We start from the raw sequence: 18,593 nt of genomic DNA, 5'->3' as shown, positions 1-18,593 counted from the left end.
CTATGACGCCGCCTTCTCGATGCCGTACACGTAGAACAGCGAGTTCAGGCCGTTCTGCGGCACGCCGCTGATGCCCTCGGCCGCGATGCGCAGCTGCGGGTTCAGGTACAGCCAGATGCTCGCCGCGTCGTCCGAGATCTGCTGGTTCGCCTTCTTCACGAGCTCGGTCTGCTCATCGGTGGATGCCGCGGCCTCCGAGTCGGCGAGCCACTTCTGCACGTCGGGGTTGTCGTAGCCCCAGTAGAAGTCGGGGTTGCCGTAGAAGTTGATGTCGCGGTCGTTGACGTGGCCCTGGAGCGTCGCCTCGAAGTCCTTGTCGGTGTACACCTTCTGGTACCACTCGTCGTCGGTGATGACGTCGATGTTCACGGTGACGCCGACCTTCGCGAGCTCGGACTTCACGAACTCCGCGACGGTCGAGTGCACGCCGGAGTCCGGGGTCTCGAGCGTGAACTCGAAGCCGTCGGGGTACCCCGCGTCGGTGAGCAGCTGCTCCGAGACCTTCGGGTCGTACGGGTTGTTGTCGGCGAGGTCGAGGTACCACGGCTCCGACGGCGGCACCATCGAGCCGATGAGCTGCCCACGACCGTCCCAGATGGCGTCGAGGAGCTTCTCGCGGTCGATCGCGGAGTAGAGGGCCTTGCGGACGGCGACGTTCGAGAACGGCTCGATGCGGTCGTTGAAGGCGAGCAGCTCCTTTGTCGTCGAGGTGCCCTCGATGATCTGGAAGCCGGCCGACTCGAACTCCGCGAGGCTGTCCGGGTTCGACTGGCTCGTGACGAGATCGATGGCACCCGTCAGGAGCGCGTTGTTGAGAGCGGTCGGGTCGGCGTAGTACTGGTACACGACGCCGCCGTTGGCGGGCTCGTCGCCCCAGTAGCCGTCGTTCACCTCGAGCGTGATCGAGTCGCCCTTGCGGTAGTCGGCGAGCGCGTACGGCCCGCTGCCGTCCTCGTTGGCAGTGAGGTCGCCCGCAGCGGGGTTGACGATCCAGACATAGCCGAGGTTGTAGGTGAAGCTGATCGAGGGCTGCTTCAGCGTCACCGCGACGGTCTTGTCGTCGACGACGTCGACGCGGTCGATGACGCTCAGCTGCCGCTTGCGCGCGGCGATGGAGTCCTCGCTGATGAAGCGCTCGAGGCTGTACTTGACCGCCTCGGCGTCGACGGGCGCGCCCGAGTGGAACGTCGCGTCGTCCTGAAGCGTGAACGTGTAGACGAGGCCGTCGTCCGACACCTTCGTGTCGGCGGCCAGCAGCGGCTCGACCGTCGCGTCGTCCGTGATCTTGAACAGACCCTCGTAGACGTTGCCGGTGAACACCTCTGTGACGCCGGAGCTGCCGCCGAAGATCTGGTCGAGGTTCGTCGGCTCGTTCTGCGAGCCGACGATGATCTCGGCATCGGGGTCGGCCGCGCCCGCTGCGGAGGCGGACGAGGCCGGCGCGCCACCGCTCGCGCAGCCGGCCAGGAGCAGGAGTCCGGCGGCTGCCGCGGCGATCGCGGCGGGGATTCGGGTACGACGATGGCGTGCGGTCACGTCAGGTCCTTCATTCGGTGGGCAGGGCGATGCGGATGCGGGTGCTGTGATCCGCGGCGAGAGGTCTGTGGTCAGAGCGAGAAGCCGTCGGCGTATCGCACGCGCTTCTCGCCGGCACGGAGCGCGAACGGCAGGCGGTTCTGCAGCGGCGGGAGCGGGCAGTTCATCTGGTTGGAGAACCCGCAGGGCGGCACGATCGCGCGGTTGAAGTCGATGGTGATCGGGATGCTGTCGCCCGGCGCCAGCGCGCGGTCGGCGCCCGGGTGCTCGAGGAAGAGGAAGCGCCCCGCGCCGTAGCTCTCGACGCCGTTGGTGCGATCGCCGAAGACGAGCTGGAGCTTCCACGTGCCGCCGTGGTCCGTGTCGAACGCGTTCAGGCGGTACTCCGTGCCGTCGACCTCGAAGACGAGGTCGCCGGAGACGGGCAGCCCGCGCGTCGCGCCGGCATCCTTGATGTGCTCGAAGGGGATGACGCGCTCCTCGTCGACGAGCTCGAAGCGCCCCTCGAGGATCCAGGAGGGGTCGTAGTCGTAGTACTCGATCCCCTCGAACGCCTGCTGGGCGGGCGAGTCCTGCCGCCAGATGCGGTAGCCCTCCTGGGGCAGGCCGGTCTCGAGGTCGTCGCGGCGCAGGCGTGTGAAGACCGCGTCGTCCGGGTGGCCCTCGCGGGCCTCGACCTCATCGACCGGCGGTGCGCCGGCGGGCGACCAGGAGGTGAGCACCAGCGAGAGCGGCCCCTGCGGCGCCGTCACGTAGCTGCGGCGGGCCGCGATCCATTCCTCGTGCCGGGTTCCTGCGGTCGTCGTACTCACACTCACAGCAGATCAAATGGCGAGCGGCAGGCGGAAATTCCGTTTCGATCTGTTTCACTTCGCCCGGGCGTGTCGCGCATTGTGCGCACGACAGGGCCGCCGAGCGCCCGTGACTGCCCGGGTGAGAGCATCCTCATGTTCTGTTCCCCACGGCGTCTCTCCCCGCGCATAGCGTGGACCTGGTTCGTCACGCACTGTCGCCAACGAAGGAGCAGGATGTCTCTCCCCCACCGGATCCGCCCCGCCGCCGCCGTCGTCGCCGGGGGCGCCCTCGTCGTCGGCGCAGCCATCCTCGCGGCTCCCGCCGGCGCCGCCGAGTACACCGGACGCCCCGTCCAGGCCGAGCCCATCCGCGTCGCCACCTTCAACCTCTCGCTCAACCGGGCGGTCGAAGGAGAGCTCGTCGATGACCTGTCGACCGGCGACGACGCGCAGGCTCGCACCGTCGCCGAGATCATCCAGCGCGCCGATCCCGACGTCATCCTCCTCAACGAGTTCGACTACGTCGGCGGCGGCGCGGCAGTCGACCTGTTCCGCGACAACTACCTCGAGGTGGCGCAGGGCGGCGCCGACCCGATCGAGTTCCCGTACGCGTTCGTCGCACCGTCGAATACCGGCGAGCCGAGCGGCTTCGACCTCAACAACAACGGCGTCATCGGGGGCGGCGACGACGCGTTCGGCTTCGGCGCTTTCCCCGGGCAGTACGGCATGGTCGTGCTCTCGAAGCTCCCGATCGACGTCGACGAGGTGCGCACGTTCCAGAGCTTCCTGTGGAAGGACATGCCGGGCGCCCTGCTCCCCGACGACCCCGCCACCGCCGCACCCGCCGACTGGTACTCCCCGGAAGAGCTCGAGGTCTTCCGCCTTTCGAGCAAGTCGCACTGGGACGTGCCCGTACAGGTGGGAGGTCAGACCGTGCACATCCTCGCCTCCCATCCGACCCCGCCGACCTTCGACGGGCCCGAAGACCGCAACGGTCGGCGCAACCACGACGAGATCCGGTTCTGGGCCGACTACATCTCGCCTGGCCAGGGCCGCTACATCTACGACGACGAGGGCCGGCGCGGAGGCCTCAGCCCCGCCGACTCGTTCGTCATCCTGGGCGACCAGAACGCCGACCCCTTCGACGGGGACTCGGTGGATGCCGCGATCACGCAGCTGCTCGACAACCGGCGGATCACCGACCCGAAGCCGGCGTCGGCGGGCGGCCCCGAGGCATCCATCCTCCAGGGCGGGGCGAACCTCACCCACCGGGGCGATCCCGCCTACGACACCGCGGACTTCGCCGACACCGCCCCCGGCAACCTCCGCGCCGACTACGTCCTTCCGTCCACCAAGCTCTCGGTCGTCGACGCCGGGGTCTTCTGGCCGCTGTCGACCGACCCGCTCTCGGCGCTCACGGGGACCTTCCCGTTCCCGAGCAGCGACCACCGGCTCGTGTGGGTCGACCTGCAGGTGCCCCGCGTGGGGCGGTGAGTCCCGCTTAGCCCGAACCCCTCCACGTCGGCAAGCCCGTCGAGGAGAAGCGCGGCGGTGCGCACGATGGGAGCATGGTGCGCATCGGCACGTCCGGATGGAGCTACCCGCACTGGCGGGGCGCGCTCTACGCGAGCGCGCCGCAGGCCCGCTGGCTCGAGATCTACCAGCGGGAGTTCGACACGGTGGAGCTGAACGCGAGCTTCTACCGGTGGCCTCCGCCGGCGCGCTTCGCCGCCTGGCGGCAGAAGCTGCCCGAGGGCTTCGAGATGACGGTCAAGGCGCCCCGCGGTCTCACCCACGCACGCCGCCTGCACGAGCCGGAGCAGTGGATCGAGCGGGTGACGTCCGGGCTGCACGAGCTGCGCGGCAAGCGCGGGCCGCTCATCATCCAGCTGCCGCCGACGATGGCGCGCGACGACGCGCGGCTGGACTGGTTCCTCGGCGCCCTGCCGGACTGGACGCGACCGGTCGTGGAGTTCCGGCACGATTCGTGGACGGATGACGCGGTCTTCGCCCTCCTCGAACGCCACGGCGCGGCCTACTGCGTCATGAGCGGCGCGAAGCTCCCGTGCATCCTGCGGGCGACGTCCGGACTCGTGTACGTGCGGTGGCACGGGCCGGACGCGGAGCACCTGTACGGCGGCTCGTACTCCGACGACGACATGGCATGGTGGGCCGAGCGCATCCGCGAGTGGGAACGCGCGGGCCACGAGGTGTACGGCTACTTCAACAACGACGGCGGCGGCAACGCCGTCCGCAACGCGCGCACCCTGAAGCGGATGCTGCACGCCTGACGCGCCGAGGGCGCCGCCGGCATCTTGCGGCTCGTGCATCGGCCCACCCGCATAGCGCCGCGGGTAAACGCCGGCCGACCCGGCCCCTGCACCGAACCCACCCAACGACGCCCGAACCCACACGTCCGGGGTGAGCCGGGGTGTGGGTTCGGGCGCCAGAGCGTGGTTTCGGCAGCGGCCCGAGGTGGGCGCCCCCAACCGAACGGGGCGGATTACGCGGCGGCGGCGAGAGCCTCCGCCTGCACGAGGAGCTCGGGGCCGGCGGCATCCACGTTCACGGCTCCACCGTCCACGAGCTCACCCGCGACGAAGAGCTCGGCGATGCGGTCGTCGACCTCGCGCTGCACGAGGCGGCGAAGCGGCCGGGCGCCGTACTCGGGCTCGTAGCCGTGCTCGGCGAGCCAGTCGATCGCCGCGTCGGTGACATGCAGGACGACCTCGCGCTTCGCGAGCCGCGCCGCCGTCTGGTCGAGCACGAGCCGCACGATGTCGCGCAGCTGCGCCTTGTCGAGCTTGCGGAAGAGCACGATCTCGTCGATGCGGTTGAGGAACTCGGGGCGCATCGCCTCGCGGAGCTTGCCGAACACGCGGTCGCGCAGGTCCTTCTCCGAGCCGAATCCCGTGGATCCGCCGCCGTCCGCCAGGAAGCCGATCGCTCCGCCGCGCGACGCGAGGAACTCCGAACCCAGGTTGGAGGTCATGATCACGACCGTGTTCCGGAAGTCCACCGTGCGGCCCTGACCATCGGTCAGCCGCCCGTCGTCGAGCACCTGCAGCAGCAGGTTGAAGACGTCGGGGTGGGCCTTCTCGATCTCGTCGAAGAGCACGACGGCGTACGGGTTGCGGCGCACCCGCTCCGTGAGCTGGCCGGCCTCGTCGTAGCCCACGTATCCGGGAGGGGCGCCGACGAGCCGCGACACCGTGTGCCGCTCGCCGAACTCGCTCATGTCGAACCGGATCACGGCCGAGTCGTCGTCGAACAGCGACTGCGCGAGCGACTTGGCGAGCTCGGTCTTGCCGACGCCGGTGGGGCCGAGGAAGAGGAACGAGCCGACCGGACGACGGCTGTCGCCCATGCCCGTGCGGTTGCGGCGCACCGCCTTCGCGACGGCGGTCACAGCGTCCTCCTGCCCGATGACGCGCGCGTGCAGCTCGCTCTCGAGCGAGGCCAGGCGCTCGCGCTCGGTCTCGGTCAGGCGGTTGACCGGGATGCCGGTGGCCCGGCTGATGACGGCCGCGATCTCCGGCTCGTCGACGACGGCGGTTCCATCGCCCGCTCCCCCAGCGATTCCCGAGCCTGTCGAAGGACGCGACGTCGCCTCGTCGAGCTTCGCCTGCACCTCGGCGATCCGGTCGCGGATGCGCGAGGCCTCCTCGTAACGCTCCGCCGACACCGCGGCGTTCTTGTCCGCCTCCAGGTTCGCCAGATGCTCGAGCAGCGCGGTCACATCGACCATCGCGCCCAGCTTGAGGCGCAGCCGCGCGCCGGCCTGGTCGATCAGGTCGATGGCCTTGTCGGGCAGCACGCGCTCGGTCAGGTACCGGTCGCTGAGCTCGACGGCGGCGCGAAGCGCGGCATCCGTGAACACCACGCCGTGGTGCTCCTCGTACGCGGGCTTGAGTCCGTGCAGGATCAGCACGGCGTCCTCGATCGACGGCTCGCCGACCCGGACCGGCTGGAAGCGGCGCTCCAGCGCCGGAGCCTTCTCGATCGCGCGGTACTCCTTGAGCGTCGTCGCGCCGACCAGGTGCAGCTCGCCGCGGGCGAGGCGGGGCTTCAGGATGTTGCCGGCATCCATCGCGCCCTCTCCCCCTCCGCCGGCCCCGGCGACGGTGTGCACCTCGTCGAGGAAGAGGATGACGGAGCCCGCGAGCGACGCGACCTCGTCCATCGTCTTGGTCAGGCGCTCCTCGAAGTCTCCGCGGTAGCGGGTGCCGGCGAGCATGCCGGCGAGGTCGAGCGAGACGACCCGCTTGCCGATCAGCTGCTCGGGCACGCCTCCGTCGACGATCGCCTGCGCGAGGCCCTCGACGATCGCCGTCTTGCCGACGCCCGCCTCGCCGACGAGGACGGGGTTGTTCTTCGTGCGGCGGCTCAGGATCTCGATCGTCTGCTCGATCTCGTCGGCGCGTCCGATGACGGGATCGAGCCGGCCGTCCGCGGCGAGAGCCGTGAGGTCGGTGCCGAACCTGTCGAGCATGGGCGTCTCGGTGTCCTGCGCGGTCGCGTCCGTCGTGGGCGCTCCCGCGGGCCTCACCGTCTCGCGCACGCCCTCGGTCAGCGCCTCGGCCGTGACGCCGGCGCCGGCGAGGATGCGTCCCGCCGGGGTGTCCTGCGCGAGCACGAGCGCGAAGAAGAGGTGCTCGGGGTCGATGTAGGTCGAGCCGGACGAGCGCGCGACCTGGTACGCGTGGAACAGCGCCCGGGTGACAGACGGCGTCACGACGGCGCCGTCGGCCTGCTGCGCGGCGGAGGCCGCGGGAAGCCGCTCCTCGGCGGCGCGCGCGATCGCGCGCGGGTCTGCGCCGATGCGCCGCACGGCGTCCTGCGCCGGGTCCTCGTCGATCAGGACGCGCAGCAGGTGAAGGGCGTCCAGCTCGCTCTGGCCGCGCTCGAGCGCGAAGCGGCCTGCGCGCTGCAGCGCGTCCTGCGTGCGTGCGCTGAGGAACCGGGTGAGGTCGATGGACCGCTCGGCCCGCGCGCGCTCCCCCGCGAGATAGCGGGCGAGGAACTCGTCGAACGAGCCGGCGCCGTCGGCGTCGCCGGGCAAGGGGGTGAAGTCTTCGGGCATTCCCGTCCGTCCTTCGTGAAAGTGATCGAGGTCCGGACCGACTTGAGTCGACCCGTATCAAGTTCAACGGCACGGGTGCGCGGGTATTCCCGCGACGCCGAGATCACTCCACGACGGGATCCCGGGGATTGCGCCGCGGCACGATCAGCGGGTCGACCGGAGTGAACGGAAGGGCCGGCAGATCCCGCTCGCGCACCCCGAACGCGGCCGACAGCACCTCACGCGAGAACGCCGAGGCGGTCGCCCGGTAGCCGATGTCGCCCGGCATGGACCGGTCGAAGAAGATGAGGAAGTCGATCCCGTCGTCGGTGAGGGCCTCGATGTGGTGCGGGTAGGCACGAGGGATGAAGTAGACCTGGCCGGGCTCGAGCACGTACTCGTCGAGCGTCCCGTCCGGGTCGAGCACTCGCATCCGTCCGTGTCCGCGCCACACATAGCCGAGCTCGGCGGTGACGGGATGCCAGTGAGGCTCGCGCATCCCCGTCCCGCCGACGTTCAGGTGGTACATGGACAGGTCGTCCAGCGCCGCCCAGAACTGGCTGCGGGCGAGCTTGGCGTACCCGTACGGATAGGTGAGCGGGGCGATCTGCCCCTCCAGGTCGAACAGGTGCGCGTTCGGCAGCCCCGCGGTGGCGGGGATCCGGGCCGGGCCCTCCCGCCGCAGGATCTGCGCGGCATCCGGTCGCCCGAAGACCTCGAACGCGGAGGCGGGGTGGTCGTACGTGTTGCCGAGGACGGCGTCGGTCATCGCGTTGACGCTGCTCGTGAGCGAGAAGTGCCGGGGATGCCCCGACCGCAGCGCCGCGATGATCTCGGCCTCCCCCTCGCCGACGTTCTCGACGTGGTGGACCGCTCCGGAGGCGACGTGGTACATCTGCCCCGCCTCGACGACGAAGGACGCGAACTCGTCGGCGTTGCCGAGCATCGACACGAGGACGCGGCCGCGCGTGACGTAGGCGATCTGATTGGCGTTGACGTTCCACTGCGGCTCGCGGAGGGCGCCGGCGGCGAGGACGATGCGCGTGACCGAAAGGCGCCGGAGGATCGGGAACGAGTCCGTCGTGAGCTGACTGATGCTGCCGAGCTCGCTCTTGAAGACCGGCGCGATGCCCGTGAGCGAGGCGACGTGTGGCGAAGGGCGGGCCGTCATGGCCGTACCCTAGCGCCCGAGCGGAACCGGCGTCCCTCTGGGCGGCGGGCCCGGTGTCGCTTCGAGCGCCCGGATGAGACTCGCGGAGTCGTAGGGGCCGATGTGTCGCCGGCCGTTGACGAAGAAGGTCGGCGTACCGCTCAGGTCCATCAGCTCCGCGTCGAGGCGGTCGTCCTGGATGCGGCGGGCGACGCGCGGGGAGCGGAAGTCCTCCATGAAGCGGTCGGCGTCCAGGCCCAGCCCTGCCGCGTAGCCGCACAGGTCCGCCGTCTCCAAACGATCCTGATTCGCGAAGAGCGTGACCGCCATGTCGAGGAAGCGGCCCTGCATGCCGGCGGCTTCCGCCGCCTGCGCGGCCTCCTGCGCGTGGGGATGCGGCGCGTCGAGCGGGAAGTGCCGCCAGACCCATCGGATCCGATCGCCGAAGTGCTCGAGTACCGTGTCGACCGACCCCGTCGCCCGGCTGCAGAACGGGCACTCGAAGTCGCCGTACTCGACGATCTCGAGGCGGGCCTCGACGCTCCCGCGGAAGTGGTCGCGCTCGGGGTCGAAGGGCCGGATGAGCTTCGCGCCTACGGGCCGGGGCGGCCAGATCCGATCGCCGACGGCCAGCAGCAGCCAGCCGGCGAAGAACGCGAGCACGGATGCCGTAAGCACGGCCACGCGCGCGATGTTCTGCGTCTCGGGATCCGAGATCGCGATCGGCACCAGGAAGAGCGAGATCGTGAAGCCGATCCCCGAGAGCGCGGCGCCGCCCGCCACGCGGTTGAGGCCGAGACCGGGGGCGAGCTGCCCCTTCCCCATCGCGCGCAGCAGCGCTGTGGCGCCGGTGATGCCGACGAACTTGCCGACGACGAGTCCCGCGACGATGCCCCACGCGACGGGCGAGGTGACGGCATCCCGGATCGTCTCGGGGTCGAGGTGCACACCGGCGTTCGCGAGGGCGAAGATCGGCAGCACGCCGAACGAGATGTACGGTCGCCACGCCTGGTCGACGCGCTCGTTGATCGAGAGCGAATCGCGGAGGCTCCGCGTGACCGCCGCGGCGTACGCGGGGTTCGGCGACTCCCGGAAGGCCTGGGTGAGTTCGGCCGCCCGCTCGACATCGCCGCGGCGGGGCGGGAAGACGGGGATGAGGAGCGCCACGGCGACGCCTGCCAGCGTCGGATGGATCCCCGCGAGGAGGAGCGCGATCCACAGTGCGCCGCCGAGCGCGACGTACGACAGTCCCCGCCCCACCGGGAGGAACCGGACGAGCGCGAGGAGCCCCATGATGACGACCGCGACGACGAACGGAAGAGGATCGAGGCCGCTGTTGTAGAAGACGCCGATCGCCAGCAGCGCGCCGATGTCGTCGACGACCGCGAGGGTCAGGAGGAAGATCCGCAGGCGCGACGGGAACCTCGGGCCGATGAGGGCGAGCGCACCGAGGAGGAAGGCGGTGTCGGTCGAGATGACGACACCCCAGGCATCCGTCTCCCCGGTCGAGACGTTGAAGAGCACGAAGATGAGCGCGGGGACGACGAGTCCCGCGACGGCCGCGGCGATCGGGAGCACGGCCCGGGAGCGGTCGGTCAGCTCGCCGATCGTCAGCTCGCGTTTCACCTCGAGGCCGACGAGGAAGAAGAAGAGGGTCATGAGGCCCTCGTTCACGATCGCGTGGACCGTGAACATCGCGCTCCAGTCCCCGATCGCCACGCCGACGGGGAGCTCCCAGAACTCCTCGTACGTCTCGCCGAACGGCGCGTTGGCCCACAGCATCGCGAGCACCGCGCCCGCCAGCATGAGCGTCGCGGCCAGCCGATCGCCGTCGGAACCGAGCTTGCCCTTGCCCTTGCCCGTCAGGCGGACCGTCGAGTCGCTCACGCGCCGAACGGCTCTTCGTGAAGGCCCTGCAGCGCCTCGGTGAGCCGTGGCGCTCCCTGCGCGAAGGTGGCGTCCAGGCGCGTCAGCCGGGCGTCGGCTTCGGCGAGCGCGACTTCGCCCTTCTCGGTGGCGCGGAGATCGGAGGCCGCGCCCGCCTGGGCCGTGGCATCCTGCACGAGTCCGTCGTCCTGCAGGGTGCGCACCGCGGTGTGCGCGGTCTGCACGGTGATCTGCGACCGCCGCGCGAGCTCCGAGAACGAGATGCCCGGCGTCGCGTGGATGTGCGCGAGCAGTCCGTACTTGCGCGTCGTGAGACCGAGGTCCTTCAGTGCGGCGTTGAGCTGCGCGTCCCACACGCTGGAGACGGTGAGAAGCGCGATGACCGGGCTGAAGGGCGGACGCTCAGGCATGACGCTTCATCGTAGCGAGGGCGGATGCCTCGGCGGCCCCGTCCCGCCCGCACCGCTCGTCGACGGCCGGCGGGATCTCGTGCGCGTCAGTTGCTGGGCAGCTGGCTCGGAGTCGGGCTGGAGGAGAGCTGCCAGGATCCGTCGGCGCACGAGTAGAACTGCGTCGGGATCGACGACGTGTCGATGTAGATGTCGCCGTCGGTCTGGCAGGTGTCGTCGTCGGGAGCGCCGCTGCCGAGCAGCACCTGCGTGCCCGGGGTGCCCGCCTCGCCCTGCGCGCCCTGCTCTCCCTGCTCGCCCTGCTCGCCCTGCGCGCCCGTCGCACCGGTCTCGCCCTGTGCTCCGGTCAGGTTCTCGGCGGCGGATTGCTTGATGTTGCCCGCGAGCACCCACTGCCCGTCGCGGAAGACGTACACGTCCGCGTTCGACACGTCGATGTAGACGTCACCCGGGTAGCCCTTGCCCTCGGCGGGGGCGCCCTGGCCGGCCCGCACCGCCGACCCTGCCGGAAGGATGTCCTGGATGAGGTCCTCGATCTCCTCCGACGACCTCGGCGTCGGCACGGGAGTCTGCTCGGCAACCGCGGTGGCCGTCGGCTCGGGAGCGGCGTCGGCCGAGCGTGCGAGCGAGGATCCGAGGAATGCGGCGACGAACGACAGGACGATGACGGCGACGCCGACGCCGATGAGCGCGCCGAGCCCCACGCCGGATCGCTTCGGAGGCTCGGGCGACGTGGGCGACGGCTTCGTGATCGGCGGGGTCGGCTGCGTGGGCTCGCTCATGGCGGTCTCTCCTTCGTGGAGGGCGAGGCGGAACCCGCCGGGGCGGGCATGAGATTCGCCGCCAGCGTAGGGACCCCGCCTGATGCCCGGTAGGGGACGCGCCCGCGCGTCACCCCACGCGGATGAGAGTCGGCCTATCCGATGCGCCCGCATCTGTCGAGCCCCGGCGGATGAACCGCCGCGCTCCCTACGCTGGAGGCGATGCGAGAGTTCTTCCGCGGCGTCGGCTTCCTCTTCCGAGGGTTCGGCTGGTGGCGTCGTCGTCCCGGCGCGATGGCGCTCGGCCTCGTTCCCGCCGCGATCGTCGGGATCGTCCTGATCGGGGGGCTCACCACGCTCGGCGTGTACCTTCCCGCGCTGACCACCGCGGCGACCCCGTTCGCCGAGGGCTGGATCCCGTTCTGGCGCGATGTCCTTCGCTTCGGCTTCGGCGCAGCGGTCTTCGGCGGTGCGCTCTTCATCGCCATGGTGTCCTTCACCGCGCTGACTCTCGTCGTGGGCGAACCGTTCTATGAGCGCATCTGGCGCACAGTGGAGCGGGATCTCGGCGGGCCCGTGCCCGACGAGGACTACCCGTTCTGGCGCTCGGTCGTCGACGGACTCTCGCTCATCGGCCGCGGCATCCTCGTCGCGCTTCTCGCTGCGCTCGTCGGCTTCATCCCGGTCGTCGGCACCGTCCTGGGCTTTCTCACGGGCGTCCTCCTCACGGGTTGGCTCCTGGGCGATGAGCTGTCGTCGCGCTCGCTCGCCGCGCGCGGCATGACGAGTGATGCGCGCCACGCTCTCCTTCGCCGCCACCGGGGTCGCGCGCTGGGGTTCGGCGTGGCGACCCAGCTCTTCTTCCTCATCCCGTTCGGCGCGGTCGTCGTGATGCCGGCCGCCGTCGCTGGCTCGACGGCGCTGTCGCGCTCCATGGTCGACGGCGTGGCGGCGCGGCCCTGACGACCCGGGCTAGCGTGGCGGCGTGGACTTTCCGCTCGACGCGCTGCGTCGCTGGCCCGACCTGGAGGGGCTCGATCTTCCGGCGACGGATGCCGCGGACCGCCTGATCCTCGACGAGTCCGCCACCGCGCGGGCCGCGCTGGGACCGGGAGAGCTGGTCGTCGTAGGCGACGCGTACGGTGCGCTGACGCTCGCATCGGCGGCGGACGGCGCGACGGCGATCCGCGTGCATCAGGATCCCCTGACCGGCGAGCAGGCGCTCGCCGCGAACGCGGCGGCCCTCGGCCTCACCGGGCGCTTCGCATCGGAGGCCCTCGGGCCGGAGGTCGCCGCCGGCGCCCGGGTCGTGCTGCTGCGCCTTCCCCGTTCCCTCGATGCGCTGCGCGACATCGCGGGGCTGGTGGCCGCGCACGGCGCCCCGGACGTCGTGGTGTTCGCGGGCGGCCGCATCAAGCACATGACCGTCGCCATGAACGACGTCCTCCGCGGGCACTTCGACCGTCTCGACGTCACGCACGCCCGGCAGAAGTCCCGCGTCCTCGTGGCGCGCGGTCCCCACGACGGCCGCGATCCGGAGCCGGCGCGGACCACCGTGGGCTCTCTCGTGGTCTGCGCGTATGGCGGCGCGTTCGCCGGGGCATCCGTCGACATCGGCACGCGCTTCCTCCTCGAGCACCTGCCCGCTCCTCCGGCCGGCGAGGCGATCGACCTCGCGTGCGGGACCGGCGTCGTTGCGGCGAGCCTGGCGACGAGGCATCCGTCACTGCGCGTCTACGCATGCGATCAGTCCGCCGTCGCGGTGGCGTCGGCCCGCGCCACGGTCGCCGCCAACGGCGTCGCCGACCGTGTGGAGGTCGCACGCGACGACATGCTGCGGTCGCGACGGGACGCGAGCGCGTCGTTCATCGCGCTCAATCCGCCGTTCCACGTCGGCGCGTCCGTCAACGAGGGCATCGCGCCGCGGCTGTTCGAGGATGCCGCGCGCGTTCTGCGGCCAGGCGGCGAGCTGTGGACGGTGTGGAACTCGGCTCTCCGCTACCGCGCGGCGCTCGAGCGCATCGTCGGACCCACCCGTCAGGTCGCCCGGAACAGCAAGTTCACGGTGACGGTCTCGGTTCGCCGATGACGCCGGATGCCCCCGCACCACGCCGTGCGGGGGCATCCAGCGGCCGTCGGCAGCGTGACCCGCGGCGTCCCGCTACTCGAGCTCGGCGCAGAGATCCCGCGTCTGACCCGAACTGCCGACGATCGTGAAGACGTTCCCCGCCCCGACGTCGTACGTCACCCGGCCCACGTAGAGCGTCGTCGACGGCCCCGCCGGGACGTCGCTCGGCGACAGGAGGATGACGTTGTGTCCCGTGCTGCGCAGGGTTGTGGTTCCGTCGGGATTCACGGTCGCCATACTGACGGCGCCGTTGCTCTTCAGCGACACCGAGGTCCCCGTCTCGACATTCGTCAAAGTGAGCGCGGCGCCGGTCCCGGCCAGGAGCGTGCGGACGACGTCCCCGTCGCGGTCGGAGAACTCGCGATAGACCGTGTTGCCGGTCGACCCGGTCACCACGATGTCGAAGTCGCACGCCTGCCCCGCCGGAAACGGGATCTCGAAGGTCTCGGCGTGGGCGGAGACCGGGGCGGCGACCGAGAAGACGGCCGCGGCGGCGATGGCGGCGGCACCCCAGCGACGCCGGTGGAAATGTGACATGGTCATCCCTTCCTGATGTGGGGAAACCGCCCGCGCGCCCGGGGGACCACTTCCGCATGGCCGTCGAGTCCCGGACGACAGCAGGATGCCAGTCGGGCGAACGGCCGGCAATGGAGGAGTCGAGAAGCGACCGGATCCGCCGCACGGAGGGCGGGGAGGACGTCCGCCGCGGCGCGGCGTTCGTGGCGACGCCGACGGCGAGCCGCCTCCCTCGGCGCTCGCGGCCCCTGCCCCTGGTTCAATTGCAGGAGGGCGCGACCTCTCGTCGCGAAGGGAGCCGGAGAGCGTGGAAACGCACGACGTCGTGGTGATCGGTGCCGGCCTGGCGGGACTGCGCTGCGCCACCCTGCTCGCCGAGGCCGGCCGCGACGTCGTGGTGCTGGAGGCGGCAGACGAGGTCGGCGGCCGCGAGCGCACCGACCGCGCCGACGGGTTCCTCCTCGATCGTGGCTTCCACGTGCTCAATCCCGCCTATCCCGCCGTCGCGCGCGCGACCGACATCGCGGCGCTCGACCTGCGGCCGTTCCCGGTCGGCGTGCGCGTCCGGCGCGAGGACGGCTTCCGGCAGCTGGCACATCCGCTGCGGTACCCGGCGTCGATTCCGGCATCGCTGTTCAGCGGACTGGTGTCACCGCGCGCCGTCATCGCGCTTGCCCGCTGGGCGCTGCCCGGCATCGTCGATCCGCGGGCCGTCATCGCCGGCCCCGATCGGAGCCTCCGGGAGGGATGGGATGCGGCGTCCTTCCGCGGACCCCTGCGCACGGAGGTGCTGGAGCCGTTCCTCGCCGGGGTCATCGCCGACGATCGCGGCGAGACGTCTGAGTCGTTCGTCCGGCTCCTGGTGCGCATGTTCGCACTCGGGCGTCCGGGAGTCCCGGCGGGAGGCATCGGCGCGTTTCCCGCTCTTCTCGCCGGGCGGGCCCGTGCCGCGGGCGCCGACATCCGGCTCGGTCGTCACGTCACCGGCATCCGTCGCCGTTCCCGAAGAAGCGAGGTCGCGGTGCGGGATGCCGCCGCCGCCGTCGCGCGAGCGGTCGTCGTCGCGACGGACGGCAGGTCGGCCGCGAAGCTGACCGGCATCCCGGCGCCGCAGACCCGCGGACTGCAGACGTGGTGGTTCTCGGCGAATGCCCCGCCTGCGGCGTCCGCCCTGCTGACTGTCGACGGTCGTCGCGCCGGTCCCATCGTCAACAGCGTCGTCATGACGCGGACCGCACCGAGCTACGCGCCGGCGGGGAAGCATCTCGTCGAGGCGACCTGCCTGCTCGGGCCCGACGCGCAGCGCGATCCGTCCCGGGCTCCAGACGAGGCCGCTGTGCGCCGTCAGCTCGCCGGGCTGTGGGGAGCCGACGCGCGGAGCTGGTCGCTGCTGCGCCGGGACGACCTCCCGGACGCCCTGCCGGCGCAGCGGCCGCCGCTGCGCACGACCAGCCCGGCGCGCGTATCGGACGGCGTGTACGTCGCCGGCGACCACCGCGACACCGCGTCCATCCAGGGCGCGCTCGTCTCCGGCGAGCGGATCGCCGCCGCGGTGCTTGCCGACCTCGGCGACTGACGCCGGGCGAAGCGGTCAGCAGTCCCTCGTCGCCGGCAGCGCGAACCGACCGGCGTCAGCCCCCGCGGTGGCCACGGCGCCTTCAGCCGCGGCTCCCGTCCGCCTCGAGGATCTCTCTCGCGCGAGCGAACCCGGTGGTGAGGTTGGTGCGCACCATCTCCTCGATCATCGGCTCGACGAACCGCATCAGACCTCCGGGCCGGCCCTCGATGGTCGCGCGCACGTCGCAGGCGATGCCCGAGGCGACGAAATCCATCACCACGGTCGTCGGCACGGGCCCGGAGGTGCTGACCGTCGCCACCCGCGTAGGCGGATCGAACTCGGTGATCCGCCAGTGGAAGTCGCTCTCGCGGCCCATCGCGCGCACGCGCGAGTGAATCGTGGTGCCGACCCTCACGGGCAGCGCGGAAGTGAGCTCTTCGAAGACGACCGACCCGTCCCACCGCGAGCGCGAACGGGCGTCGGTGAGGAAGTCGAAGACTTCCTGAGCGGGTCGTCGGATCGAGATGGTCTCAGTGACGGTGAACATCGGCTCCCAGCGCGTGACGAATGGGTTCTCAGCCTCACACGAACCAGCCAGCACAGACAACGCCGACGCCGCCCGGCTCGCAGGCACGGCCCTTCCCTACGGCTGCGAGCGCGATCAGTATGGACCTGTCGGCATCGAGCGATGAAGGAGCAAGATGAGCGTTTACCGGGTGATCGACGTCATCGGCACCAGTGCGTCCTCCTGGGAAGAGGCCGCGCGAGAGGCCATCACCACGGCCGCGGGATCGCTGCACGATCTCCGCATCGCCGAGGTGAAGAAGCAGGACATCGTGGTCGGGGATGACGGGGCGCTGCTGTTCCGCGCCCGGATCCAGCTCTCGTTCAAGTACGCGCCAGAGTAAGCCGGGACGATCGCGCACGCGCGTCCGCTACGCGATCACGCCTCGTACCAGCCCGGAGCATGGTAGTCGGCGGTGAGCGCACGCCGGCCGGCGGGCGGGGCCGCCCATCGCACGCCGTTGGCGAGGACGCGCTGGATGTCGGGGTGGTGGTACACGGGGAAGTGCTGATCGCCGGGCGAGAAGTAGAAGACGCGCCCCAGCCCCCGCGTGTACGTCACGCCGGAACGGAACACCTCCCCTCCGGCGAATGTCGAGAGGAAGATCGTCTCCTCGGGAACGGGGATGTCGTAGAACTCCCCGTACATCTCGTGCTCCGGGATGACGATGGGGTGCGGGACGTCCAGGGCGATCGGATGCCGCGGCGCCACCGTCCACACGAGTTCACGCTCTCCGTCGTTCCGCCATTTGAGGGAGCAGGTGGTGCCCATCAGTCGCTTGAAGATCTTCGAGTAGTGCCCGGAGTGCAGGACCAGGATGCCCATGCCCGCGAGGACTGCTTCGTGCACGCGGTCGACGACCTCGTCGTCGACCTCGTCATGTCTGGCATGCCCCCACCACAGCAGGACGTCGGTGTCGTCGACGACTTCCTGGGTGAGACCGTGCTCGTGCTCCTGCAGGGTGGCCGTGCGCACATCGGCGTCCACGCCGAGCTGGGATCGGAGGGCGTCGGCGATCACGGTGTGGATCCCGTCGGGATAGTGGGACAGCGCCTTCTCGTCGCCGTTGGTCTCGTGGAAGTTCTCGTTCCAGACGAGCACGCGGATCGGGGAAGCGGTCACGGTCGGTCCTCACTCTCTTCACGGGTCGTCAGGGGCCGTCGAACTTCTTCCACTCGTCCGGACGCCGCCGAGCGCGTAGCGGCTTCCATCAGGGCCAGGCTTCCGAGGTTCTCACGGCCGGTGCTCTCGGGTGCGGGTCCGCCGGTCACGGCGTTCGCGAAGATCTCCAGTCCCGCTGCACGGTCGTACAACGGCGCGTGATCGAGCGGAGCATCCACCGGCTGGAGTCCGCCCACGCGGCGGATGCGCACCACGTCGCCGGATGCGTCCTCCTCTTCGCCGCCCGAGCGCGAGGTGAAGAACAGCTCGCCCTTCTCTCCTTGGATGCTCCACTCGCCGGCCCACGCGGTCTCCGGCCCGCGGCTGAGCCAGCTTCCGCGGTAGCTGACGACGAGCCCCGTCTCCATCTCGATGGTCACCACGGCGGAGGCTTCTTGGTCGTACTTGCTGAACGACGGGTCGCCGACCTTCGCGTACACGCTCACCGCTTCGGTCCCGGTGATCATGCGGAGCAGATCGAAGTGATGAATGGCCATGTCGTTGATCAGCGGATGCGGGAACGCGTAGTGCCGGTGGGTCGCCCGCGGTGCGTCGTTGTCCCACTTGCGGAAGTCGATGTTGATCGCGGCCAACTCGCCCAGTACGCCCTCCCTGAGCAGGTCGCGCACCGCCCGGGGAGCGGGATAGTTGCGGTAGTTCTGGCTCACCTGCAGGATCAGCCCGCGTTCTTCCGCAAGAGCGACGGCGGGTCGCGCCTCCTCCACCGTGTTGGCGAGCGGCTTCTCGACGAGGACGTGCTTGCCGGCTTGCAGCGCCGCGATGGCCAGCGGCACGTGGGTCGCAACCGGGGCGGTGACGACGACGGCGTCGGCGTCGACGGCCGCCAGGGCATCGGTCAGCGAGCGGAACGAGACCTCTGCAGTCAAGCCGACAGACGCGGCGACGGACTCGAGAGTCGGCGCGTGCGGGTCCACGACCGCCACGACCTCGACCGCGGAGACTGCGGGGATCACGGTCCGGGCCCAGTTGCTCCCCCACCCGCCGAGGCCCACATGAATGATTCGGACGGTCAAATTCGGTGATCCCTCTGCTTCTGGCCATCCC

General features: G+C 70.7%; 17 protein-coding genes. 6 read left to right on the top strand and 11 right to left on the bottom strand.

The genetic code is table 11. From position 1 onward, the window contains the following. On the bottom strand, positions 1–1,536 hold the full coding sequence (locus EV279_RS09050; protein WP_133542751.1) for an ABC transporter substrate-binding protein: 1,536 nt from the start codon (positions 1,534–1,536) through the stop codon (positions 1–3). 71 nt (positions 1,537–1,607) lie between these two features. Beyond that, a complete protein-coding gene (locus EV279_RS09045) occupies positions 1,608–2,348 on the bottom strand; it encodes a DUF1684 domain-containing protein (RefSeq protein WP_243728506.1) in 741 nt (246 codons plus the stop codon). Between the two features lie 216 nt (positions 2,349–2,564). Here EV279_RS09045 and EV279_RS09040 point away from each other — a divergent pair, with 216 nt between their 5' ends. Continuing rightward, positions 2,565–3,824 (top strand): endonuclease/exonuclease/phosphatase family protein, encoded by a 1,260-nt coding sequence (locus tag EV279_RS09040; RefSeq protein ID WP_133542749.1) that lies wholly within the window; start codon positions 2,565–2,567, stop codon positions 3,822–3,824. Positions 3,825–3,898: 74 nt separating this feature from the next. Continuing rightward, a complete protein-coding gene (locus tag EV279_RS09035) occupies positions 3,899–4,621 on the top strand; it encodes a DUF72 domain-containing protein (protein ID WP_133542747.1) in 723 nt (240 codons plus the stop codon). Positions 4,622–4,833: 212 nt separating this feature from the next. Here EV279_RS09035 and EV279_RS09030 read toward each other — a convergent pair whose 3' ends face one another. The 5 genes from EV279_RS09030 to EV279_RS09010 form a co-directional block, all read right to left on the bottom strand. Next, positions 4,834–7,413, bottom strand: a complete 2,580-nt coding sequence (locus EV279_RS09030; protein WP_133542745.1) for an ATP-dependent Clp protease ATP-binding subunit — start codon at positions 7,411–7,413, stop codon at positions 4,834–4,836. 103 nt (positions 7,414–7,516) lie between these two features. Further along, entirely contained in the window at positions 7,517–8,563 is a 1,047-nt protein-coding gene (locus tag EV279_RS09025; RefSeq protein ID WP_133542743.1) for a cupin domain-containing protein, read from the bottom strand. A 9-nt stretch (positions 8,564–8,572) separates the two neighbouring features. Beyond that, positions 8,573–10,429 carry a Na+/H+ antiporter NhaA gene (gene nhaA / locus EV279_RS09020; RefSeq protein ID WP_133542741.1) on the bottom strand — a complete coding sequence of 619 codons (1,857 nt, stop codon included), beginning with the start codon at positions 10,427–10,429 and terminating at the stop codon, positions 8,573–8,575. Beyond that, positions 10,426–10,839, bottom strand: coding sequence for a helix-turn-helix domain-containing protein (locus EV279_RS09015; RefSeq protein ID WP_133542739.1), 414 nt, complete (start codon positions 10,837–10,839; stop codon positions 10,426–10,428). Before EV279_RS09015 ends, nhaA begins: the two co-directional genes overlap by 4 nt. An 86-nt stretch (positions 10,840–10,925) precedes the next feature. Further along, on the bottom strand, positions 10,926–11,621 hold the full coding sequence (locus EV279_RS09010) for a hypothetical protein (protein ID WP_133542737.1): 696 nt from the start codon (positions 11,619–11,621) through the stop codon (positions 10,926–10,928). Between the two features lie 201 nt (positions 11,622–11,822). On the opposite strand from EV279_RS09010, the gene EV279_RS09005 reads away from it, so the two are divergent. Both EV279_RS09005 and EV279_RS09000 read left to right on the top strand, forming a co-directional pair. Next, a complete protein-coding gene (locus EV279_RS09005) occupies positions 11,823–12,563 on the top strand; it encodes an EI24 domain-containing protein (protein WP_133542735.1) in 741 nt (246 codons plus the stop codon). Between the two features lie 22 nt (positions 12,564–12,585). After that, positions 12,586–13,689, top strand: a complete 1,104-nt coding sequence (locus EV279_RS09000; protein ID WP_133542733.1) for a methyltransferase — start codon at positions 12,586–12,588, stop codon at positions 13,687–13,689. A gap of 72 nt (positions 13,690–13,761) precedes the next feature. Here EV279_RS09000 and EV279_RS08995 read toward each other — a convergent pair whose 3' ends face one another. Further along, positions 13,762–14,265, bottom strand: a complete 504-nt coding sequence (locus tag EV279_RS08995) for a hypothetical protein (RefSeq protein WP_133542731.1) — start codon at positions 14,263–14,265, stop codon at positions 13,762–13,764. An 85-nt stretch (positions 14,266–14,350) separates the two neighbouring features. Between EV279_RS08995 and EV279_RS08990 the strand changes: the two genes are divergently transcribed. Next, entirely contained in the window at positions 14,351–15,820 is a 1,470-nt protein-coding gene (locus EV279_RS08990) for an FAD-dependent oxidoreductase (RefSeq protein ID WP_133542729.1), read from the top strand. A gap of 82 nt (positions 15,821–15,902) precedes the next feature. On the opposite strand, the gene EV279_RS08985 is transcribed toward EV279_RS08990, so the two are convergent. Beyond that, positions 15,903–16,349 (bottom strand): SRPBCC family protein, encoded by a 447-nt coding sequence (locus EV279_RS08985; protein WP_133542727.1) that lies wholly within the window; start codon positions 16,347–16,349, stop codon positions 15,903–15,905. A gap of 154 nt (positions 16,350–16,503) precedes the next feature. Between EV279_RS08985 and EV279_RS08980 the strand changes: the two genes are divergently transcribed. Continuing rightward, entirely contained in the window at positions 16,504–16,710 is a 207-nt protein-coding gene (locus tag EV279_RS08980; protein ID WP_133542725.1) for a dodecin family protein, read from the top strand. Positions 16,711–16,745: 35 nt separating this feature from the next. On the opposite strand, the gene EV279_RS08975 is transcribed toward EV279_RS08980, so the two are convergent. Further along, entirely contained in the window at positions 16,746–17,489 is a 744-nt protein-coding gene (locus EV279_RS08975; protein ID WP_243728505.1) for a ThuA domain-containing protein, read from the bottom strand. Next, entirely contained in the window at positions 17,486–18,541 is a 1,056-nt protein-coding gene (locus EV279_RS08970) for a Gfo/Idh/MocA family oxidoreductase (protein WP_279526927.1), read from the bottom strand. The genes EV279_RS08975 and EV279_RS08970 overlap by 4 nt, the downstream gene beginning before the upstream one ends. Positions 18,542–18,593: the final 52 nt, after the last annotated feature.

The organism is Microbacterium sp. BK668 (assembly GCF_004362195.1).
Classification (GTDB): domain Bacteria; phylum Actinomycetota; class Actinomycetes; order Actinomycetales; family Microbacteriaceae; genus Microbacterium.
Note: the sequence above shows the minus strand (reverse complement) of the source record. Positions and strands in the feature narration are given on the sequence as shown.